The sequence below is a fragment of the Promicromonospora iranensis genome, assembly GCF_028994805.1.
Classification (GTDB): Bacteria; Actinomycetota; Actinomycetes; order Actinomycetales; family Cellulomonadaceae; genus Promicromonospora; species Promicromonospora iranensis.
On record NZ_JAJQQP010000016.1, the window covers coordinates 106,588 to 123,667 of the forward strand.

Consider the following 17,080-nt stretch of genomic DNA (forward strand, 5'->3'; position numbering starts at 1 on the left):
CACGAGGCGGGAGGGGGAGAGGATCAGTAGCCGTCACGGCCACGTTGCAACGTCATCGATGGAAGCTCGCCGAAGCGCCGACGATACTCTGCGGCGAATCGCCCCAGGTTGGTGAACCCGAGCCGGGAGGCGATCGCAGTAACCGTAGTGGTCTCTGCGTTGGGATCGGCGGTTCGTAGCTCGATCCAGGCACGTCGCAGCCTGATCTGCCGCTGGTAGTCCATGGGGGTTGTACCCAGCCACCGCCGAAATCCGTCATACAGCGCCCGCGTGCTCGTGTTGGATGCTCGCGCTAGTTCGGGCACTGTCCACGCACGTTCCGGAAGCTGGTCGATCAGATCGACTGCGCGGCTGAACCATTCGGGGCCGATCGGTGGCCGCGCCTCCCAGAGTTGGCTTGAATAGTTGTGCGGCATGGCAAGTAGCAGTCCGACCATCAATCCTCGTTCGGCCACGGCCGTCGCGGCAGGATGGCGGAGCATCGGTGTTGATGAATCGATGTCCTCGACAAGGTTGTCGACGGCGGACCACCAACTAGCGGCTGGCATGTCCCAAGCGTTGACGACGGGCTCGAAGCGAAGGGGGACGCTCGGTTCGGCGTCGACCCATGTCTCGAACTCCGCTTCCAGTGCGGCGCGGTCGATGGCGATCACCATCATGACGCTCCCGGGCGACCACTTGATACGGATAGGGCTGCCCGGCGTGGACACCGCCGCAGTCCCGGGCCGAACGGTGACCGACTGCGCGCCGAAGCTGAATGTCGCTCGTCCAACGAGTGCGTGGGCGACGATGAACGAGGCATCTGCTCGCCCCGTGACGAGTTCGACTTCGGCCCCGTAAGCGAGGACGGTGATGCTCACCGCCCGAAGTCGAGCGTTGCGGATCGAAGCCTCGAAATAGCGGCTGTCATCTTTGACGCGTAGTTCGTGCGGAAAGAGCGCTCGAGATACCTGTTCACGGGCAATGTTGGGATCGGAAGTTTGAAAGATCTGGTGTTCGGCGAGCGGTATTGGGTACGCCGCAAATACTTCTTCCAGGCTGCTCTCGTATCCTGGGGACTCGATTCCTGACGCAGGATCTGTAGTCACAGCTTCATCATCAGTCGCGCCGCGGTCGGTGGCAATCAAAACAGAGGGCTACAAGACCAAGATTATGAGAACGCTTTCACATGCCCCGAGGGTGCAGCCTACGATCGGCCGGCCGGCCGGCCGGGCCGAGTCGTAGCCGGCCGCGCCGTCGCGAGTGCCGCGGCTGGGCGCTGGCAGTGGCGGTGGCGAAGATCAGTGCACCATGGTTGCAGCGCGCTGGTCGCTGGGGATTCGTGGTGTTGCATTGCCGGGAAGGTCGGCTTTACTCGGCCTCTTCCGCGCGTGGCCGTCGAAGCCGAGGGGGGGTCCAACCGGGGCGGCGGTGGGCGTGTTGTAGCGCCTACCTGCACTGTTGCTCTGGAACGATTGGTGCCGTGGATCGGATTGGCCGCGAGCGATCTGTGACATGCGGGAGGCTCGATCGGCACCTGGCTGTCTGAGGATCGGAGTTCTATGACGACCGTCTGCCTTCTTCACCCTGGTGACATGGGTGCCGCAGTGGGCGCCAACATGGTGGCCAACGGGCACACCGTGCTGTGGGTGCCGACCGATCGGTCCGAGTCCACCGCACGACGCGCAGCTGAAGCAGGCTTGACGCCGGCAGCGAGCCTGCAGGACGCGTTAAGCCACGCGGAGGTTGTGTTGTCGATCTGCCCACCGGCCGTGGCCCGAGAGGTCGCTGATCAGGTCAGTGAGATCGGGTACGCCGGGTTGTATGTCGAGGCGAATGCGATCAGTCCTGAGAAGTACGCGCGTATCAGCTTCTTGCCGGGCCTTGGTCGAGTGATCGACGGCGCGATCATCGGGCCACCGCCCCGTGAGGTCGAGGCCCGGCTCTACCTCGCCGGACCATCAGAGCTGACTGCGGTCGTGGCCGGGCTGTTCGCGGGAACGCGCGTCACGGTGCGCGACGTCGGGTCCGATATAGGGGCTGCGTCTGCGCTGAAGATGGCGTTCGCCTCTTTCCAGAAGGCTGCACGCCCGCTGGCTGCGGTCGCGCACGCGCTGGCGCGAAAGTACGACGTCGGTGAGTTCCTGGCTGAGGAGGCGGCGACGATGCCTGGTGACATCCTGGCCGCCGTGGACGCAGTGCCTGGTGTCGCCGCACGTGCGTGGCGATGGGCACCGGAGATGGACGAGATCTCTCAGACGCTCACCAGTGTTGGTCTTCCCGACGTCCAGGCCCGGGCTGCCGAGGCCGTGCTGGAGATGTGGGGCGGTGACAAGGACCGGCGTGACCTGACGATCACGGAGGTTCTCGGCAGGCTCGCGTGTGATCCGGAGCGGTTGGTCGACCTGCGGGCGCTGGGAAGGCCTCCGCGGTACGAGATCGCGATGGTCCCCCTGCTGGAGGACGAGCCTGGCAACGATGGGAGTCTGCTGGTGTCCGTCACTTCAAGCGCTCACCGGCAGGCTGCGCAGTACTTCGGTAAGCAGTTCCGGCGCGAGCTCGGCTACACACTGGAGCCGTACGAGGCTACGGACGCTGAGTCCGAGACGGTCTTGATCCTTTCTCGGTTCCAGGCGTCGTTCCCGCTGGCGGCTGGTGCGGCGGGCTTGTCGCGCACCGACGGCGGCTGGCTGTTGACCTGGATCTGGCTTCACCCGCACGAACGGGGCCGAGGGCTGCTTGACCTAGCGTGGGACGAGCTCGAAGAGCGGTTTGGCGAGTTCGCGATCGAGGCGCCCTACTCGGGTGCGATGAGGAGGTTCTTCGACCGGCGAGGCGTGCAACCGCCACGGATCGATCCCGAAGTCGAGGGGCGCGGCTGAGGAGCACCGCGGATCCGCTGCTGCACCTCGCGGCTGCGGGTGCCACGGTGCTGATCGGTTAACACCAGCGCGAAAGGGGCAGTTGCCGGCGGGGCGACTTGTGCGGGGCTCGGCCTTGGTGTGAGGGATGTGGCCCTGCAGGTTGCGCACACGCACGGTGAAACACCGCCTCCAACGATGCCTGTTGGCGCCACGAGTCAGTCGTCGCCTATCCGTGCAGCAGTCCCGACCTACGCACGACCCTCCGTCGACGGTGCCTGGAGCTCACCACCCCGGGCTGGCTGGTGAGCAGGCGCCTGGGGTCGCACGGGTCATGGCGTGCTGGCCTTGCGGTGGCTGCGTCATGTCGGGCGGTAGACATCCCCAGACCTGTCGTGATCGCTGCCGTTGGACCTGCTCCGTTCGCGGGCGAGCAACCTAGGGCTGCTAGGTTTCACCCGGTCGGGAGGTTTCCGGCATTCGCGCAAGAAGCGCGCGAGCCTTATCAGCGAGAGGCCCTCGTTCGTCATGCCCGCAATCGACCACTTCACCTTCGGGTTCCTGACCCCCGTCCTGGCGTACGCCATCTCGTGCACCGGCGCGGCGACGGGCCTCGCGTGCACCTCGCGGGCACGTGCCGCCACCCCCGTCGCGCGAGCGGTCTGGCTCGTCCTGGGAGCTATCGCCCTGGGTGGTACCGGGATCTGGGTGATGCACTTCGTCGCCATGCTCGGCTTCTCCGCCTCCGGCGTCGAGATTCGCTACGACATCCCGCAGACGCTGCTCAGCGCCGCCGTCGCCATCGTGATGGTCGGTACGGGCCTGTTCATCACCGAGCTGGGCAAGCGCAAGCTGCCCGCCTTGGTGCTCGGCGGCGTCCTGGCGGGTGTCGGAGTGGCTGCCATGCACTACATGGGCATGGCGGCCATGGAGATGTCGGCGCAGATCGTCTACGCCCCGACCTACGTCATCACCTCGGTCGTCATCGCGGTCGTGGCCGCCACCGCGGCGCTGTGGTGCACGGTCCACATCCGCGGCACGCTCGCGACCATCGTCGCGACACTGGTCATGGGGATCGCGGTGACCGGTATGCACTACACCGGCATGGCCGGTGTCTCGGTGGTCAATCCGGTCGACACCGTGCCCGCGGGTGCGTCGACCATGCAGTTGCTCGTGCCGCTCGTGATGGCGGTCAGCATCGTCACGTTCCTCCTCATCCTCGGGATCGGCCTCTGGCCCACCGAGGATGAGCTCCGCGAGCAGATCGCGCTCGAGAAGCGGCTCCGAGCCCAGGGGCAGGGGGTCGGCCAGGCCGCTGGTCTCCCGGCCAACGAGCAGGATCGCGCCACCCAGCGGACCCGCATACCCCAGGTCTACTGAGCCTCCCGCAATCGCCCTCGAACTGCTCCGCCTTGGGTCACGAATGACCTCGACCTCGCTGGCATCTCCACGGCGTGGCCGAGCGGGTGCCAGCTGAGGCCCTGAAGCTCGGCATGCGCGGGCCGGACCGCATGCTCGCCACCTGCTGAACTCGGCGCCCGATGTAGTCCGGCCCAACGCTGGCCGCCGACCTAGCAGCCCTGGTCTGGCTGCCGACAGGCGCCTGAAGCGCTGTCTGAACGGATCCTCCAGGGGTCGAGATCGCGCGTGGCGTGCGACAGAGGCGTCTGGCGTCCAGATCCCGTTGTCAGCGCGCTCGGAGTGCCCAGACGGCTACTAGGGTCACATCCGACACGTGGGAAACCCCGCAATTCCGGAACATCGACGTGCATGCGCAGGTAGCCAGCCCGTAAAGAGGGCTGTCGCCCCCTGTCCGTGTAACGGTCCCGTTGATCGTCGGAACCGGGCGGGCCTTAACTCGAAGCGGTGGGAGCCGGACCGTCTGTGGAGCGGGTCTGCTTGGCGCGTGTGTGCTCCTGTGCCAGCCCCTGCCGGGCATGGTCAGTGATCGGTGACGTGCGGTTCCTCCGGGGGTTTTTGAGTGCTTCTGCTGGTGGTCGCGTGGGATGGTGCTGGGCTGGCTGCGGCCAGCCCTGCCGTGAGCTCCGTGAGGATCGTCGGTGTGTCGAGACGGTCCATGATTACTTCGATGAGAACGAGGACATCGGTGCGGCTCGTGGCCAGCGCGAGCGCGGCTGTCAGTTCGGCTCCGGTCGATGCCCGGATCGTGATGGCCGCGTCCGGTGCACCGAGTGCGCCGGGAAGCGCGAGCCAGTCCCAGCTCGTGACGTCCTGGTAGGGAGCGTCCGGGCTTCGGATGGCTCGCTCGACCGTGTATCCGGCGTTGTTGATGAGGAACATGACGGGCGCGAGACCTCGGTGCAGCACGGTGGCGAGCTCCTGGATGGTGAGCTGTGCGGAGCCGTCGCCGATGAACAGGCTGACTCGCTTGTCCGGTTGCGCGAGGCAGGCGCCGAGTGTCGCGGGGAGGGTGTAGCCGATGGACGACCAGATCGGTTGGCCGAGCAGGTCGCAGCCGGGTGGCATCGCGAGCTCGAGGGCGCCGTAGAAGGCGGTTCCGGCGTCGGCGATGACGGTTGTGCCGCTCGGCAGCCAGCGCTGGATCGCTGTCCAGAACTGCGCCTGTGTCAGGGGCTGCTCGTCCAGGGCCGCGGGTGCGACTCCGAGACGGACGGGATCGACGAGCTGATCGTCGAGGTCCAGCTCTGTGACGACGTCGCGCAACGCCTGTACGGAGTCCTCGAGCAGCACTCCGTAGAACCGGCTCCCGCCGATCCTCGCGTCGACCACGTCGAGCGCGATGGCGTCGGCGACGTCGAACCGGTGCGAGAAGAGTCCGGTGAGCACGTCGCTGAGCACGACGCCGGCAAGCACGATGGGCTCGGCTGTGTCGACGGTCGCGCGCGCCGCCGAGGAGCGGGTGATCTGGCCCATGTAGGTGCCGAGGCTGCGACGATGCTCCTCGTCCAAGATCGCTTTCGAGCCCGGCTGGGAGGCGATGCGGACGCCCGGCGACTCCGCCAGAAGCTGGACCTCCCGCTCAAGCCCACGCCGGTGCAAGCGGGGTCCCGCCAGGACGGTGACGGATGCCGTGGCGCTCAGGCGTTCCTTCAACGCGGACCGGAAGTCTTCGAGCATGGCTGGGTCGCTTCGCGGTGATGGCAACGGCCGACTCAGGTTCCCGCCGTCCGCGGCGGCGACCGCGACGTCTGCTGGCACCGAGATGTATACGGGCTTCGACTCACGCACAGCAGTCATCAACGCACGGTCGATCTGCTGCACGGCTGACTCGGCGCGCAGCACCTCTGTGTGCGCGGTGACCTCTCGGTAAGCGCGTTCGAAATGGCCATGGTCCCCGTCCACCAGCGTGTGGTGCAGCAGCGCTCCGTCAGAGGAGGCCTGCGTGGAAGGCGCCCCGGTGATCTGCACGACCGGCACGTCCTCCGCATAGGACCCTGCGATCCCGTTGATCGCGGAGAGCTCGCCCACCCCGTACGTCGTCACCAGTGCTGCCACGCTGCGGCGCATGCGAGCGTAGCCGTCGGCGGCGTAGGCGGCATTGAGCTCGTTGGTGGAACCGACCCATTCCAGCCCGGTACCGTCCAGCATCTCGTCCAGCAGCGCGAGGTTGAAGTCCCCAGGAAGGCCGAACAGGTGGTTGGTTCCCAGTTCCTGGAGCCTGAGCGCGAGGTACTTTCCAACGGTCACTGTCCGGTGGTCTTCGGTCATCTCGCATGTCCCCCGTGTCATGGTGATCGATCCGTCTTGTTGGCGGGGCCGCTCGCTGTGCGGAGCCGTCGGCCTCGGCCGAGACCGCGGCGTGCGGCTTCCCTGGTGGCCGATGTGTTGCGGCTCGCCCGTGGAGCAGCGGCGTACCAGACCGAAAGAGGTCGCTGTGGTTCCGCCCCTCCCGACGGCCGCCCGTGTGATAGCCCTGTTCCTTTTCCTCGGCTATGCCGAGAGCGCCGCCGACCGGTTCGCCGCGGCACTGTGCACCGGCTCAGCTGACGGCGCCAGCGGCGGTATCCGCCACCGTCACAGTCACTGCCCGGTCACGGTGAGGTTCTGGTGAGTGGCGATGAGGGAGCGGGCGGCCTGGTCGATGTCGTCGTTGGTGGAGGCCCAGTTCGACAGGGACAGGCGCAGCACGGTGCGACCTTTCCAGAGGCTCGTACCGGCCCAGCCCTGCCCGTGCTCCTGGAAGGCGTCGGCGACGTCCTGGGTGTGGGTGTCGTCGTCCGGGCCGGAGGAGTGGTGGAAGCGCACGAGGACCTGGTTGAGGGCGACGTCGTTGAGGACGTCGATGCCGGGCTCGGCGCGGAGATGTCCGGCCAGCCGCTGGGCCTGTGCGCAGCGTTCCTCGACAAGTTGGGCGACGCCGGCAGCTCCGAGCTGACGCAGGATGGTCCAGAGAGGGATGACGCGAGAGCGGCGGGAGACCTCCAGGCCCCACTGGACGGGGTGGCGCTGGTCGTCCGGGAGGTTGAGGTAGTCGGCGCTCAGGGGCAGCGCCTCGCGGTGGGCCTGGGCATCGGCGATGAGAGCGATGCCGCAGTCGTAGGGCGCGTTGAGCCACTTGTGGGCGTCGGTCGCCAGGGAGTCGGCCAGCTCGAGCCCGTCCAGGAGAGTGTGGCGCAGGTGAGGTGAGGCGGCCGCCCAGGCCCCGAACGCGGCATCCAGATGTAACCACCCGCCGGCCTCATGGGTGAGCTCGGCCAGCGGGCGCAGCCGGTCGACGCCTCCGGTGTTGATCTCCCCGACATGCCCGCACACGATCAGCGGCTGCCCTCGCACGGCGTCAATCTCTTCCCTCAGGGCAGGCAGGAGGATGCGGCCCTCAGTGTCGGTCGGCAGGGAGCGGATAGACCCGCCCAGGCCGAGGACCTGCAAAGGCCGGGTGACGGCCGCATGTATCGACTCGTTGACCAGGACCGCCACGGCCGGTCCTCCTTGCAGCCCTTGCCGAGCGACGTCCCAGCCGTGGCGTGCCAAGACCTGGTGGCGCGCGACGGTCAGCCCCAGCAGGTCGGCGTGGGTACAGGCGGGAGTGAACGCGTAGCTCGTCGTGGCCGGAAGCATGAACAGCTCCGCCAGCCACCGCCCGCAGATCTCCTCCAGCACCGCCGTCAACGGGGAGCCGTCATGGACGATGCAGTTCTGGTCCCACACGCTCGTCAACCAGTCCGCCGCCAATCCCGCCGGCAGCGTCCCACCCACCACGTACCCGAAATATTTCCCGCTCCCCGACGGCACCAGGCCCCCACCAGCTGCCACCAGCTGGCGTACCACCTCGGCAGGCTCGGACGGGTCAGCAGGAAGCCCGTCGTCGAGGATCGCCCGTAGCTCCTCGTCCGGCACCTCGGTCCGCACCTGCCGTTGCGGAAGTCCCCGGACATACTCCAACGCCACCGCCAGCACCTCCGGCAGGAGCTCCTCCAACGCGGCCATCTGCTCGCTCGACTTCACGTGTCGCCCCTTTGGCCACTGGCACGGATGTCACCCAGTTCGATTCAAGTTCCCCTAAAGTCTGACCCACTAAGTAGACAACTTGTACCCGTAATTGGTAAGCCCTCCGCATCGCCCGCCTGCGCGGGTCTTTCTCATGACGAAACGGCATCGCCATGGCGCGTCCCGGATGCGTCGTGGTGGCCGTCCATGGCGGGAAACTGCGCCGTGGTGGTGCGCCGCTCTGCAGGAGAGCGGCGCACCATGTCACGCGTGTGTCCCGGTCAGGCTGGGGTGCACTCGTAGCCCCTGTACGTAAGTTCCGGGAGCGGTTCGCCGGGGTTCTGAGTGGCAAGGATCCCCTCCGGGAAGAACACCTCGCAGTGGTAGGTCACGTTGAGCTGGGGGAGCCCGAACACGATGAGCGACGCGAACGTGACGTCCACTCCCTGCTGGGCGTTGCCGCCGGACGGCTCGGTGCAGCCGGCGGCGAGCTGCACACTGTCGGAGAAGACCATCGTGCCGGTGAGGCAGGTGGACGTGTTGGGCGCGGCGCTGGCGCTAATTGCTGTCGCGATGCCGACGCCGAGACCTCCTGCGACGAGCAGAGCTGCGGAGGCAACGGCGGCGATCGTGCGTCGCCGGCGGGGCTGGGTGGTGTCCTTCATGATGTGACTCCTCTTGGACGAGCGAGTACTGCATGACAGTTCGTAGATGTCCGGCAGGGCCGAGAAGGTTCAACCGGTTCGGACCCGGTTGCTTCGCGGCAGAGGTTGCGGTTGCGGTTGCGGTTGCGGTTGCGCAAGAGTCGGCCCGCTGGGTTGCACGATGTGAGGTTCCTGGACACCTGTATCGCGGATGAGCCGCAGAGCAAGGCCAAGCCGCGCGGTCGGGCGTCTGCTCCGTCGTGATCGTGTGCTCAGGTACCGCTACCGCCGGAGGACACAGAACGGCCATCGTTCCCCCCTGGATCGTTCGTGACCAACAACGTGGCGACTCGCAACGAAGGACGGGACGATCGTCGACGCTCCCGCCCGGAGCGGTTCACACGGTGGTGAACCCGACTCAGCAAGTAGACGGGCGTCAATCGCCCCGGGTAAAGCCCCGGCAACCCGGGATATTTCTTATGGCGAAGCAAGGAGGGTGCTCGCCGGCAGCGTTGAACTCGGCGATGTACCCACCGAGATCATTGACGATCACGGCAGTAGCGCGGTGCGGCGCGCCCGGTGCGGCTCGGCCGCCGACCATCCGCACCGGGTGGGTGGCGGTTGCGACCTGTCACACAGGGGCTGACGCTGGAGCGTGTGCACGGTGCGGCGTCCGCCGGACCGGTCCGTCGGGGCCAACGCGGCCCGACCTCGCGATACCGCAGCCTCGGGGTATCGCGTCATCGAAGGCGTTGAGGCCACCGCGACCACGCACTCGTGGTCTCCTGATGCACACGAAGTGCGGCACTCCGGGAGACGTGACCAGCCTTCGGGTCTGCTTCCCACGTTCACCATCACCATTACCGGGGCCGAGGTCGCGGACCTGTCGGCCCCTGCCATCACTCAGAGAACCATCACTCATGGAACAGGGGACTGTTTGTGATGCCTTCCGAACACGGTGCAGCTGACATCGCCTATGTCACCTTCGACGGGACTGACCCGGATCTGGCCACAGCCACGCGCTCACTGGAGCAGGCCGGGCTGTCCTGGCAGCCGGTGCGATGGAAGGACCCGGATGTGGACTGGGGCTCGTTCCGGGCCGCGATCGTGCGCAGCACGTGGGACTACGCGCAGTGTCGTGACGAGTTCCTCGCCTCGATGCAAGGCGCGGCCGCTGGCTGCGAGCTGATCAATCCGCTCGGCATCCTGGAGTGGAACTCGCACAAGACGTATCTGCGTGACCTGGCGCAGGCCGGCTGCGACGTGGTCCCGACGCTGTGGGTGGACCCGAGCACCGGTGACAGCAGCGAGGCCCTGGCCCAGGCCATTCCGTCGGACTGGAGCGATCTGGTGGTCAAGCCCGCGGTGGGAGCGGGCGGCAGCGGTGCGATGCGGACCCGGGACCGGCACAGGGCGATCGAGTACGCCGTCAGCGGTGGTCCCATGCTGGTGCAGCCTTACCTGGACTCGGTGGACACCGAGGGCGAGCTGTCGCTGGTGTACCTGGACGGCGAGTTCAGCCACGCGGTACGCCGTGGCCCTTACTTGTCCGAGGAGACCTTCCGCGACGGGCTCCTGGTTCCCGAGTCGAACGACGCCGGCTGGCAGGTCACTGCCTCGCCTGCGGATCGGGAGTGCCAGGCGATCGCAGAGCAGGTCCTCGCGTCGATGCCGGCAGTAGCGCCGTTGGCCTACGCGCGGGTCGATCTGCTGCGTGACGGCGAGGGCCGGATGCGGGTGGCGGAACTCGAGGTGACCGAACCGTTCCTCTTCCTCGACTACGCCGAGGACGCCGCCGATCGGCTCGCCGCAGCGCTGCACGCCAGGCTGAACTGACGCCCGTACCCGGCAGACGAGGCCCAGTGCTGGTGCTCGGCGAAGTCGTGGCGCACTCAGGACCTGCTGGGTGAGCGGGCTGGTTCGGTCAGCGCCCGGAGGCGAGCAGTGCAGCAGCCCCGGGCTCAGAAGCCCGGGGCTGCTGCTTGCAGCGCTACGGCAGCTGCCCGTCCCCACCGAGACCGAGAAGACCTCCCAAGAGACCTCCTCCCAGGATGTCGCCCACGACCGGGACATTGGGGACACCGATGTCCACACTGGCCTCGACGATGTTGCCGAAGCTGAGGTTGACGCTCGGGAGTCCTTCGTCCGCTGCCGCTGCCGCTGCCGCTGCGGGAGCGGCAGCTGCGATGCCGAGGATGGGCGCGGAAAGCAGAACAGCCACGGCCGTCAGGCGGCCGGTGTGTCGTCGGTTCATGGCAACTCCTCCATCGAGAGTGGCACTACGTGACCCCGACGGGGCCCATTCCACAGTGCACGCCCCACCGCCAGAGCGCCACTCAGCCGCCATGAGTTCCTCCGCGGCCGAGCCCGTCGGTAGGGCTTCGAACCCGACGTCCGGTCATCACCGTTGCGGGGGCTGCTCCACTGGAGCAGCCCCCGCAACCCCATACGGAGAACCTCGTGCTGCAGACGGTGGGCACGGCCGTGAAGGGCCGTGGAATGGTCAGACGATCAGGAGTGTCGTCGTCCCGGTGAATCCGGAGAACGAACCGAGCCCGAGGGTGCAGGGGATGAGGGCCAAAGAGACGCCGACGATCTGCTGGGTGACCGTGGCGCCTGCGAAGAGGCCTGAGGCGACCGTGCCGGTCTGGGTCACGGTGATCGTGCCGCCGACGATGTTGATGGCGTTCTCGACATCGAGGGTGGAGGTCTGTCCGGTGTTCCAGGTGATGGTGTAGACGGACGACCCTGAGGCGAGCAGGTCGACGCACGAGAGGGTGCGTGGCTGGCTGTCGGTCCCGGAGCCCCCAGTGAGCCCGGGCACGGTCGAGACGCACCCGGTGTAGCTGCGCTCCGTGGTCCGGACGGTGTCCACGGGCCTCAACCGGAGCGGGGGGTTGTAGGAGACGTCGTAGGTGCTGGTGGGCAGGCAGGTGACCAACGCGACGTCCGCTTGCTCGCTGGGCGCTGCGGACGCCGGCTGTGCTGCGGCGGGCGTCATACTGAGGGCTAGTCCAACGGTGGCAGCAAGTGCGATGAGCTTATTTCTCACGATCTCTGTTCCTCCACGTTCAGCAGTCAAAGTGGTACGGCCAGTAACGCAGCGCACCGGTGCACGCCGTAGCAGACTCGGATGGTTGGTGTCGAATGCCGGGCCTGCTCGCCGGGTGACGGCGCGCGTGCTGGCTCATGATTGACCGACGCTTCGAGATATCGGTCAGAACGGAATTCGGGCCTGAGTCCGGTTCGATCCGTCGGGAGAACCGCGGAGAAAGGTCTGTGCCGGCAACGATGCAGGGCAACTGGACCAGGGCAGTCGGAGCGCATCGAAACTAACACCGGCCACGGGAGCGCGCACCCTCACGAGGTGGGCGCTACGGTCTCGCTCACCCGATGCAGTTGATGGTGTTGTTCCGCTCACCGCGGGGGTAGAGACCACCGCCGCCCAAGGCTGGGGCGTGGCGGCGCCGGAGTGGCGCCTGGCTAGAGCAGAATCGTCAAGGTGATCGCACTCGTGCGCGCAGTGACGCCGCCCATGGCATCGGATGCCCTGTGGTCATAACCGCCGAACGTGACGCCTTTCGAGGTGAAGCTGACGAGGGTACGGCGTCTCGTCCTAACCAGGTGCGCGAGGTGCCGGCGGACCCAAGGATTCGATGTACGGCAGCCTCGGTGACCGGGGCGCACTGTTCGTGCGCCGCCTGAACCCCGTACGAACCTCTCATTTGCCGAGCGGTGCTCGTGGTTCAGGCGTTGATCTCTGCGGTGCGGTCCCAGTCGCGCGGTGTGAGGTCGGGTCGGCGGTGCTCGTAGTCGCTGGACAGCAGCGGGGACGAGATGACCATGTCCGCTGTGGCGACGTTGCAAGCCATCGGGACGTTCCAGACGGCGCCGATGCGCAGCAGTGCCTTGACGTCCGGGTCGTGCGGCTGGGCTTCGAGCGGGTCCCAGAAGAAGATCAGCATGTCGAGGCTGCCTTCGGCGATCCGGGCACCGATCTGCTGGTCGCCGCCGACCGGCCCGGACAAGAACCGGTGCACGGGTAGGCCGAGCTCGAACTCGAGCATGGTGCCGGTGGTGCCGGTGGCGTAGAGCTGGTGCTCCGCGAGGGTGTCGCGGTTGTACTCGGCCCAGCGCAGCAGCTCGACCTTCATGTTGTCGTGGGCGACGAGCGCGATATGGCGTTGCTTGACGGCAGTGTTCATCGGACAGCCTCCGTTGACGTGGGCCAGGGGTCGTCACCCGCTCCGTCGCAAGCGTCGTACTCGAAGTATCAGGTCAACACGCTCGGGATGTCATGGTCCGGCCGCGATCACGAGTCGAAGTAGCTCTCAAGATCGAAGGCGATGCGACGCAGAGCGTGATGGCCTCGCTCGATCAGAAGCGCGACCACGAATGGCGCCATACGCGCAGAAAGATAGCGTTCAATGTGATGTGTCCTGGCACGTACGGCTTCAAGGGGTGTTCGTACGACGTGGGTGGCGGCGTCGCTCGGCCACTCACTGAGTCTCGGGCTAGGTCGCGAGCAGGAGGAGACAACCAGCGGAAGTGACGATTTGAGCCGCGTAACGTCCACGGGATAAGGCGGGCGCTTGGCGCCGGATTCAGGTGCGCCGGGCGACGACCAGGCGGGGGCACTGGAGTCATCTGGGGGAGCGAATGGTGATGACGATCTATCGGTTGGGGCCGGCGCCGGCGAGAGCACGATCCGTCTCCTGAGTGCTGATGACCGTGTTGCCTTCAAGAGTCGCGACTCGATCCCGTGTGGTCTCGCGGGCCGACGTCTGGCCGGCATCGGGATCCGCATGAGAACGACGCGGATCGCGGATGGCCGCAGGCGTGTGCGGCATGCCGGTGTTCCACTGCTCGTTGCGTTGGACATCGACGGCACGCTGGTGGGGCAGGACCGAGCGATTCCACCCGTGACGGGGCATGCCGTCGCCGCTGCAGGGGCCGCCGGCCATCACGTGGTCCTGGCCACCGGACGCTCGATCGTGGGCATGCTTCCCGTCGCGCGTGCGTTGGACATCTTCCCGGGCTGGGCGGTGGCCTCCAGCGGATCGGTGATTCTTCGCCTGGACCTCGGCGTGCGTGCGGGCTATGTCGTCGAGGACGCGCACACCTTCGACGTGGAGCCGCTGGTGCGCCTTGTCCGTGCGAGTGCACCTGACCTCATGCTCGCCGTGGAGGAGCTCGGCTGGGGATATCGCACCGATGCCCGGCTACCGGACGGCTTGCTGAGTGGGCCCCAGCGCGTGGTCGCGCTCGAGGAGGTCTGGAGCCGGCCGACGACGCGGGTGATCTTGCGCGGTCTGGGTGCGACGGAGCTGGTCGGGGCAGTACGCGCTCTGGGTCTGACCGCGACACGTTCCGGGCCGGACTCGGTCGACGTCACTCCGTACGGGCTGAGCAAGGCCACGGCGCTCGAGACGGTACGAGAACGCCTCGGTGTCCCACGAGGCAACACGATCGCCGTCGGGGACAACTACAACGACATCGAGATGCTGCGCTGGGCTGCGCGCTCCGTCGCCATGGGGCACGCGCCTGCCGATCTGCTGGCCGTCGCCAGCGAGGTCACTGGCACCATCCAGGAGCACGGCGTGGTGGACGTGCTCAGATCGATCACACCAGGTGTCGGCCGATCGGCCGACACCCGGCGCTGACATAGGAGTCGCCGAGGACATGACCGTTGCTCGACGGTCGGTCAGAGTGCGGGGCAGAGCTCGACGTGGTCGCGCACGACTTTCCCGCTGCCGTCGATGAACACCACGGCCCACTCGTCCATATCGTCTCGGCTGACGACCTGGGCCAGCCCCCACCGCCCCGGCTGCCATCGGGCTGCGAACACCGCGGTGCCGACGGGGAAGGGATCGTTGGCCAGCAGGAAGTCGTTGACGAGCTCGTCGATGGTCCGCGCCCTGGCGTAGCCATGGTCGATCCACTGCTGCCGCGGCTCGACGGCGGCCCAGGTCTGGGCAAGGACGGCGACGTACTCCATTCCGCAGCGTTCAGGATCCACGGGCTCGGGTTCCAAGCTCATCCGCGCGGCCAGCCGGGTCGGTCGCTGACCCGGGACTCGAAGGTAGGCCGAGGACGCGGCTGCCCGGTCGACAAAGCCGATCGACGTCCGGGTACTGCGGTCACGCACAGGTGAGCGGGCGCTGCCCGCCGCAGCAGATAACGTGAACTGGCCATGGCGTCACGCTTTCATCAAGAACGCCATCGAGACCCTGATCGGCCGGGTGATCTGCGGATGAAAAGCGCTGCCCCGCTTTCGGCCGCTTATGGACAGGATCGCGGATGGTCCTGGGCCTGTACCGGGTCACGACATGGACCGGGTCGGTACGGAACCGGTGTCCGGACGAGCACATCGCGTGGCAGTGGTTCAACGCAAGCGCCGCGCGTGCCGCACCCTCGCCGACGCGCGGCTCATCGCCCTCCTCGCCCGGCTGGAGGCAGGAGGCAGGAGGACCAGCACAGCGCTCTCAACACAGCCTTGTGAGAGTGGGTCGAACCCTGCTGCGCGAGCAGGACGTTAACGGCTCCGTTCCAACGGTTGCTTTGATCCTGACAGTCGCGCGTGGAGTCCATCAACGGCGTTGCACAGGCCGATCAAGCTGGGGCCGATCACGAGGTTTTTACCTGGTGCAGGCTCGGCACTGAGTGTGGACCACAGCCGGGTCAGCTTCTTGGTGGCGCGCGCGTATTCCTCCTGGGACAGGTCTCGTTCTTCGCGGCCCTCCAGGAGCTCGAACGGTTTGGGATGGAGCGCGATGCAAATCGCGTAGTCCGACAGGAGGAGGAAGGCGGAACCGGCCAAGTAGATGCCCAGGCCCCCCATGCCGCGCCACTGTCGCTCGAGACGGACCTTGTCGACGGCGACGAGGTGGGAGCCGGTGCCGTTCTGGTACTCCCCGGCGAGTTCACCGGCGCTATCGGTGAGCGGGACGAATACCTCCGTGTCTGCATCGACTGCATCGAGGGCGTAGGCCATCGTTATGCCGTGAGGCAGGACCGGGAAGAGCCATCCGTTCATCCAGAAGATCGGGTCGGGCTCGTAGGCTGAGGTGCCCTCGTCGAGCGCTTCGAAGTCGTCGAGGTATGCCGTCACGGTCCAGGGTGTCGCGAGTTCGTCCGGCGACCGAGGCGTCCAGGTGATCGTGAGGTTGAAAGTGATCGAGTCGAGTGCGCGCTTCAGCCGACGCCGCCGTCGCGCTCGGTCCAGGTCCGTCACCATGACCACGACGGTACGCAGGGGTCCTGGGGCTGGGTGCGCATGACGCGCGGTGCCTTGCCTTGTCCGGCGACGCCGCTGCGGCGCCCTGGCCCAAGGAGTCCAACGGCCGGGAACTGAAATGCAGCAGCTGGTAGGCGTTCCTCCGCGACGACGCTCGACGAAAGTACGGGGCATCACCTGCCGGACGTTCCCGCGAGGTCGAGGCCGCGGTCCAGCTCGTCAGCTGATCTCGGTAGTCCGGGCTCTGGAGGTTGTCGCCCGGCTCTGGTCGGGTTCGTTTCCTGGGCTCTGCTCTGCTCTGCTGTGGCTGTCTGCGTGGCCGCCGCCCGGTGGCCACCGCCTTCATCATCTGTACCAGCCAGGTCGCCCTCCGGCCTTCCGCCGGGCGAGCTCCGCTCGAGTGATGAGTCTGGTTCAGACGAGGGTGGTGGGGGAGCTGTGGCCCGGTCTGGCACGCCCGTGGGCAACCGTCGGGCGTGGTCGAAGGCCTCACCTGGAGTGCCGGAGTGCAAGGGTTAGCGTGGGGAGATGGAGATCGTGCTTCAGTACTTCGACGGTTGTCCGAACTGGGAGATTACCCAGGAGCAACTCGACGTCATCGCGGCGGAACGACCAGATATCGCCGTGACCCGACAACTCGTCGAGACGCCCGATGAGGCTGAGCGCGTCGGCTTCCAGGGATCACCGAGCATCCGCATCGACGGAACTGACCCGTTCGCTGACTCGGTGGCCGGCGCCGGGCTGGCATGCCGCATCTACCGGACACCGGACGGACCGGCGGGATCCCCGACGCTCGGACAACTACACGAGGCGATCGGCGCTCATTCCTGAACGGGCCCTGCCCCAGGAGGGGTTGAGCTCGTTCCAGAGTTCGGCGTAGGTCCGTAACGCTGGCGCTCTGTGAGCCTGTCCTAGTTATTTGCGGCCCAGCGCATCAGTTCGGCCTTCAG

Annotated in this window: 14 protein-coding genes; 5 read left to right on the forward strand and 9 right to left on the reverse strand. The window is 66.9% G+C overall.

Annotated features, from left to right (window positions below):
• Window positions 1-23: 23 nt before the first annotated feature.
• Entirely contained in the window at window positions 24-1,088 is a 1,065-nt protein-coding gene (locus LUM46_RS23690; protein WP_274997532.1) for an AraC family transcriptional regulator, read from the reverse strand.
• A gap of 453 nt (window positions 1,089-1,541) precedes the next feature.
• Here LUM46_RS23690 and LUM46_RS23695 point away from each other — a divergent pair, with 453 nt between their 5' ends.
• Together LUM46_RS23695 and LUM46_RS23700 are read left to right on the forward strand one after the other, a co-directional pair.
• Window positions 1,542-2,861, forward strand: coding sequence for an NAD(P)-dependent oxidoreductase (locus tag LUM46_RS23695; protein ID WP_338109908.1), 1,320 nt, complete (start codon window positions 1,542-1,544; stop codon window positions 2,859-2,861).
• A gap of 507 nt (window positions 2,862-3,368) precedes the next feature.
• Window positions 3,369-4,220, forward strand: coding sequence for an MHYT domain-containing protein (locus LUM46_RS23700; protein WP_274997534.1), 852 nt, complete (start codon window positions 3,369-3,371; stop codon window positions 4,218-4,220).
• 561 nt (window positions 4,221-4,781) lie between these two features.
• Here the strand turns inward: LUM46_RS23700 and LUM46_RS23705 are convergent.
• From LUM46_RS23705 to LUM46_RS23715, 3 genes are all read right to left on the reverse strand, one after another.
• Complete coding sequence (locus tag LUM46_RS23705; RefSeq protein ID WP_274997535.1) at window positions 4,782-6,530, reverse strand: alpha-keto acid decarboxylase family protein; 1,749 nt, start codon at window positions 6,528-6,530, stop codon at window positions 4,782-4,784.
• A 312-nt stretch (window positions 6,531-6,842) separates the two neighbouring features.
• The gene (locus tag LUM46_RS23710) at window positions 6,843-8,267 is read right to left on the reverse strand and encodes a pyridoxal phosphate-dependent decarboxylase family protein (RefSeq protein ID WP_274997536.1); all 1,425 of its coding nucleotides are present in this window, start codon (window positions 8,265-8,267) and stop codon (window positions 6,843-6,845) included.
• A 263-nt stretch (window positions 8,268-8,530) separates the two neighbouring features.
• Window positions 8,531-8,914, reverse strand: a complete 384-nt coding sequence (locus tag LUM46_RS23715) for a hypothetical protein (RefSeq protein WP_274997537.1) — start codon at window positions 8,912-8,914, stop codon at window positions 8,531-8,533.
• Window positions 8,915-9,835: 921 nt separating this feature from the next.
• Here LUM46_RS23715 and LUM46_RS23720 point away from each other — a divergent pair.
• Complete coding sequence (locus tag LUM46_RS23720; RefSeq protein WP_274997538.1) at window positions 9,836-10,729, forward strand: ATP-grasp domain-containing protein; 894 nt, start codon at window positions 9,836-9,838, stop codon at window positions 10,727-10,729.
• Between the two features lie 154 nt (window positions 10,730-10,883).
• Here the strand turns inward: LUM46_RS23720 and LUM46_RS23725 are convergent, their stop codons facing one another.
• The 3 genes from LUM46_RS23725 to LUM46_RS23735 all read right to left on the reverse strand — a co-directional run bounded on the left by LUM46_RS23725 (window position 10,884) and on the right by LUM46_RS23735 (window position 13,098).
• Window positions 10,884-11,147 (reverse strand): hypothetical protein, encoded by a 264-nt coding sequence (locus LUM46_RS23725; RefSeq protein ID WP_274997539.1) that lies wholly within the window; start codon window positions 11,145-11,147, stop codon window positions 10,884-10,886.
• A gap of 249 nt (window positions 11,148-11,396) precedes the next feature.
• Window positions 11,397-11,894, reverse strand: coding sequence for a hypothetical protein (locus tag LUM46_RS23730; RefSeq protein WP_274997540.1), 498 nt, complete (start codon window positions 11,892-11,894; stop codon window positions 11,397-11,399).
• Between the two features lie 745 nt (window positions 11,895-12,639).
• Window positions 12,640-13,098 (reverse strand): methylglyoxal synthase, encoded by a 459-nt coding sequence (locus tag LUM46_RS23735; protein ID WP_274997541.1) that lies wholly within the window; start codon window positions 13,096-13,098, stop codon window positions 12,640-12,642.
• Window positions 13,099-13,698: 600 nt separating this feature from the next.
• Here LUM46_RS23735 and LUM46_RS23740 point away from each other — a divergent pair.
• A complete protein-coding gene (locus LUM46_RS23740; RefSeq protein WP_274997542.1) occupies window positions 13,699-14,556 on the forward strand; it encodes an HAD family hydrolase in 858 nt (285 codons plus the stop codon).
• Window positions 14,557-14,597: 41 nt separating this feature from the next.
• Here LUM46_RS23740 and LUM46_RS23745 read toward each other — a convergent pair whose 3' ends face one another.
• Entirely contained in the window at window positions 14,598-14,891 is a 294-nt protein-coding gene (locus LUM46_RS23745; RefSeq protein WP_274997543.1) for a tudor domain-containing protein, read from the reverse strand.
• 537 nt (window positions 14,892-15,428) lie between these two features.
• Entirely contained in the window at window positions 15,429-16,130 is a 702-nt protein-coding gene (locus tag LUM46_RS23750) for a hypothetical protein (RefSeq protein WP_274997544.1), read from the reverse strand.
• Between the two features lie 528 nt (window positions 16,131-16,658).
• On the opposite strand from LUM46_RS23750, the gene LUM46_RS23755 reads away from it, so the two are divergent.
• The gene (locus LUM46_RS23755; RefSeq protein WP_274997545.1) at window positions 16,659-16,961 is read left to right on the forward strand and encodes a thioredoxin family protein; all 303 of its coding nucleotides are present in this window, start codon (window positions 16,659-16,661) and stop codon (window positions 16,959-16,961) included.
• Window positions 16,962-17,080: the final 119 nt, after the last annotated feature.

What these genes read in the sequence shown, in the direction of transcription:
- LUM46_RS23720 (WP_274997538.1), top strand. Translation starts at nt 9,836, where the DNA reads ATGCCTTCCGAACACGGTGCAGCTGACATCGCCTATGTCACCTTCGAC.
- LUM46_RS23750 (WP_274997544.1), bottom strand. Translation starts at nt 16,130, where the DNA reads ATGGTGACGGACCTGGACCGAGCGCGACGGCGGCGTCGGCTGAAGCGC.
- LUM46_RS23700 (WP_274997534.1), top strand. Translation starts at nt 3,369, where the DNA reads ATGCCCGCAATCGACCACTTCACCTTCGGGTTCCTGACCCCCGTCCTG.
- LUM46_RS23725 (WP_274997539.1), bottom strand. Translation starts at nt 11,147, where the DNA reads ATGAACCGACGACACACCGGCCGCCTGACGGCCGTGGCTGTTCTGCTT.
- LUM46_RS23715 (WP_274997537.1), bottom strand. Translation starts at nt 8,914, where the DNA reads ATGAAGGACACCACCCAGCCCCGCCGGCGACGCACGATCGCCGCCGTT.
- LUM46_RS23730 (WP_274997540.1), bottom strand. Translation starts at nt 11,894, where the DNA reads ATGACGCCCGCCGCAGCACAGCCGGCGTCCGCAGCGCCCAGCGAGCAA.
- LUM46_RS23735 (WP_274997541.1), bottom strand. Translation starts at nt 13,098, where the DNA reads ATGAACACTGCCGTCAAGCAACGCCATATCGCGCTCGTCGCCCACGAC.
- LUM46_RS23695 (WP_338109908.1), top strand. Translation starts at nt 1,542, where the DNA reads ATGACGACCGTCTGCCTTCTTCACCCTGGTGACATGGGTGCCGCAGTG.
- LUM46_RS23755 (WP_274997545.1), top strand. Translation starts at nt 16,659, where the DNA reads ATGGAGATCGTGCTTCAGTACTTCGACGGTTGTCCGAACTGGGAGATT.
- LUM46_RS23705 (WP_274997535.1), bottom strand. Translation starts at nt 6,530, where the DNA reads ATGACCGAAGACCACCGGACAGTGACCGTTGGAAAGTACCTCGCGCTC.
- LUM46_RS23745 (WP_274997543.1), bottom strand. Translation starts at nt 14,891, where the DNA reads ATGGAGTACGTCGCCGTCCTTGCCCAGACCTGGGCCGCCGTCGAGCCG.
- LUM46_RS23740 (WP_274997542.1), top strand. Translation starts at nt 13,699, where the DNA reads ATGAGAACGACGCGGATCGCGGATGGCCGCAGGCGTGTGCGGCATGCC.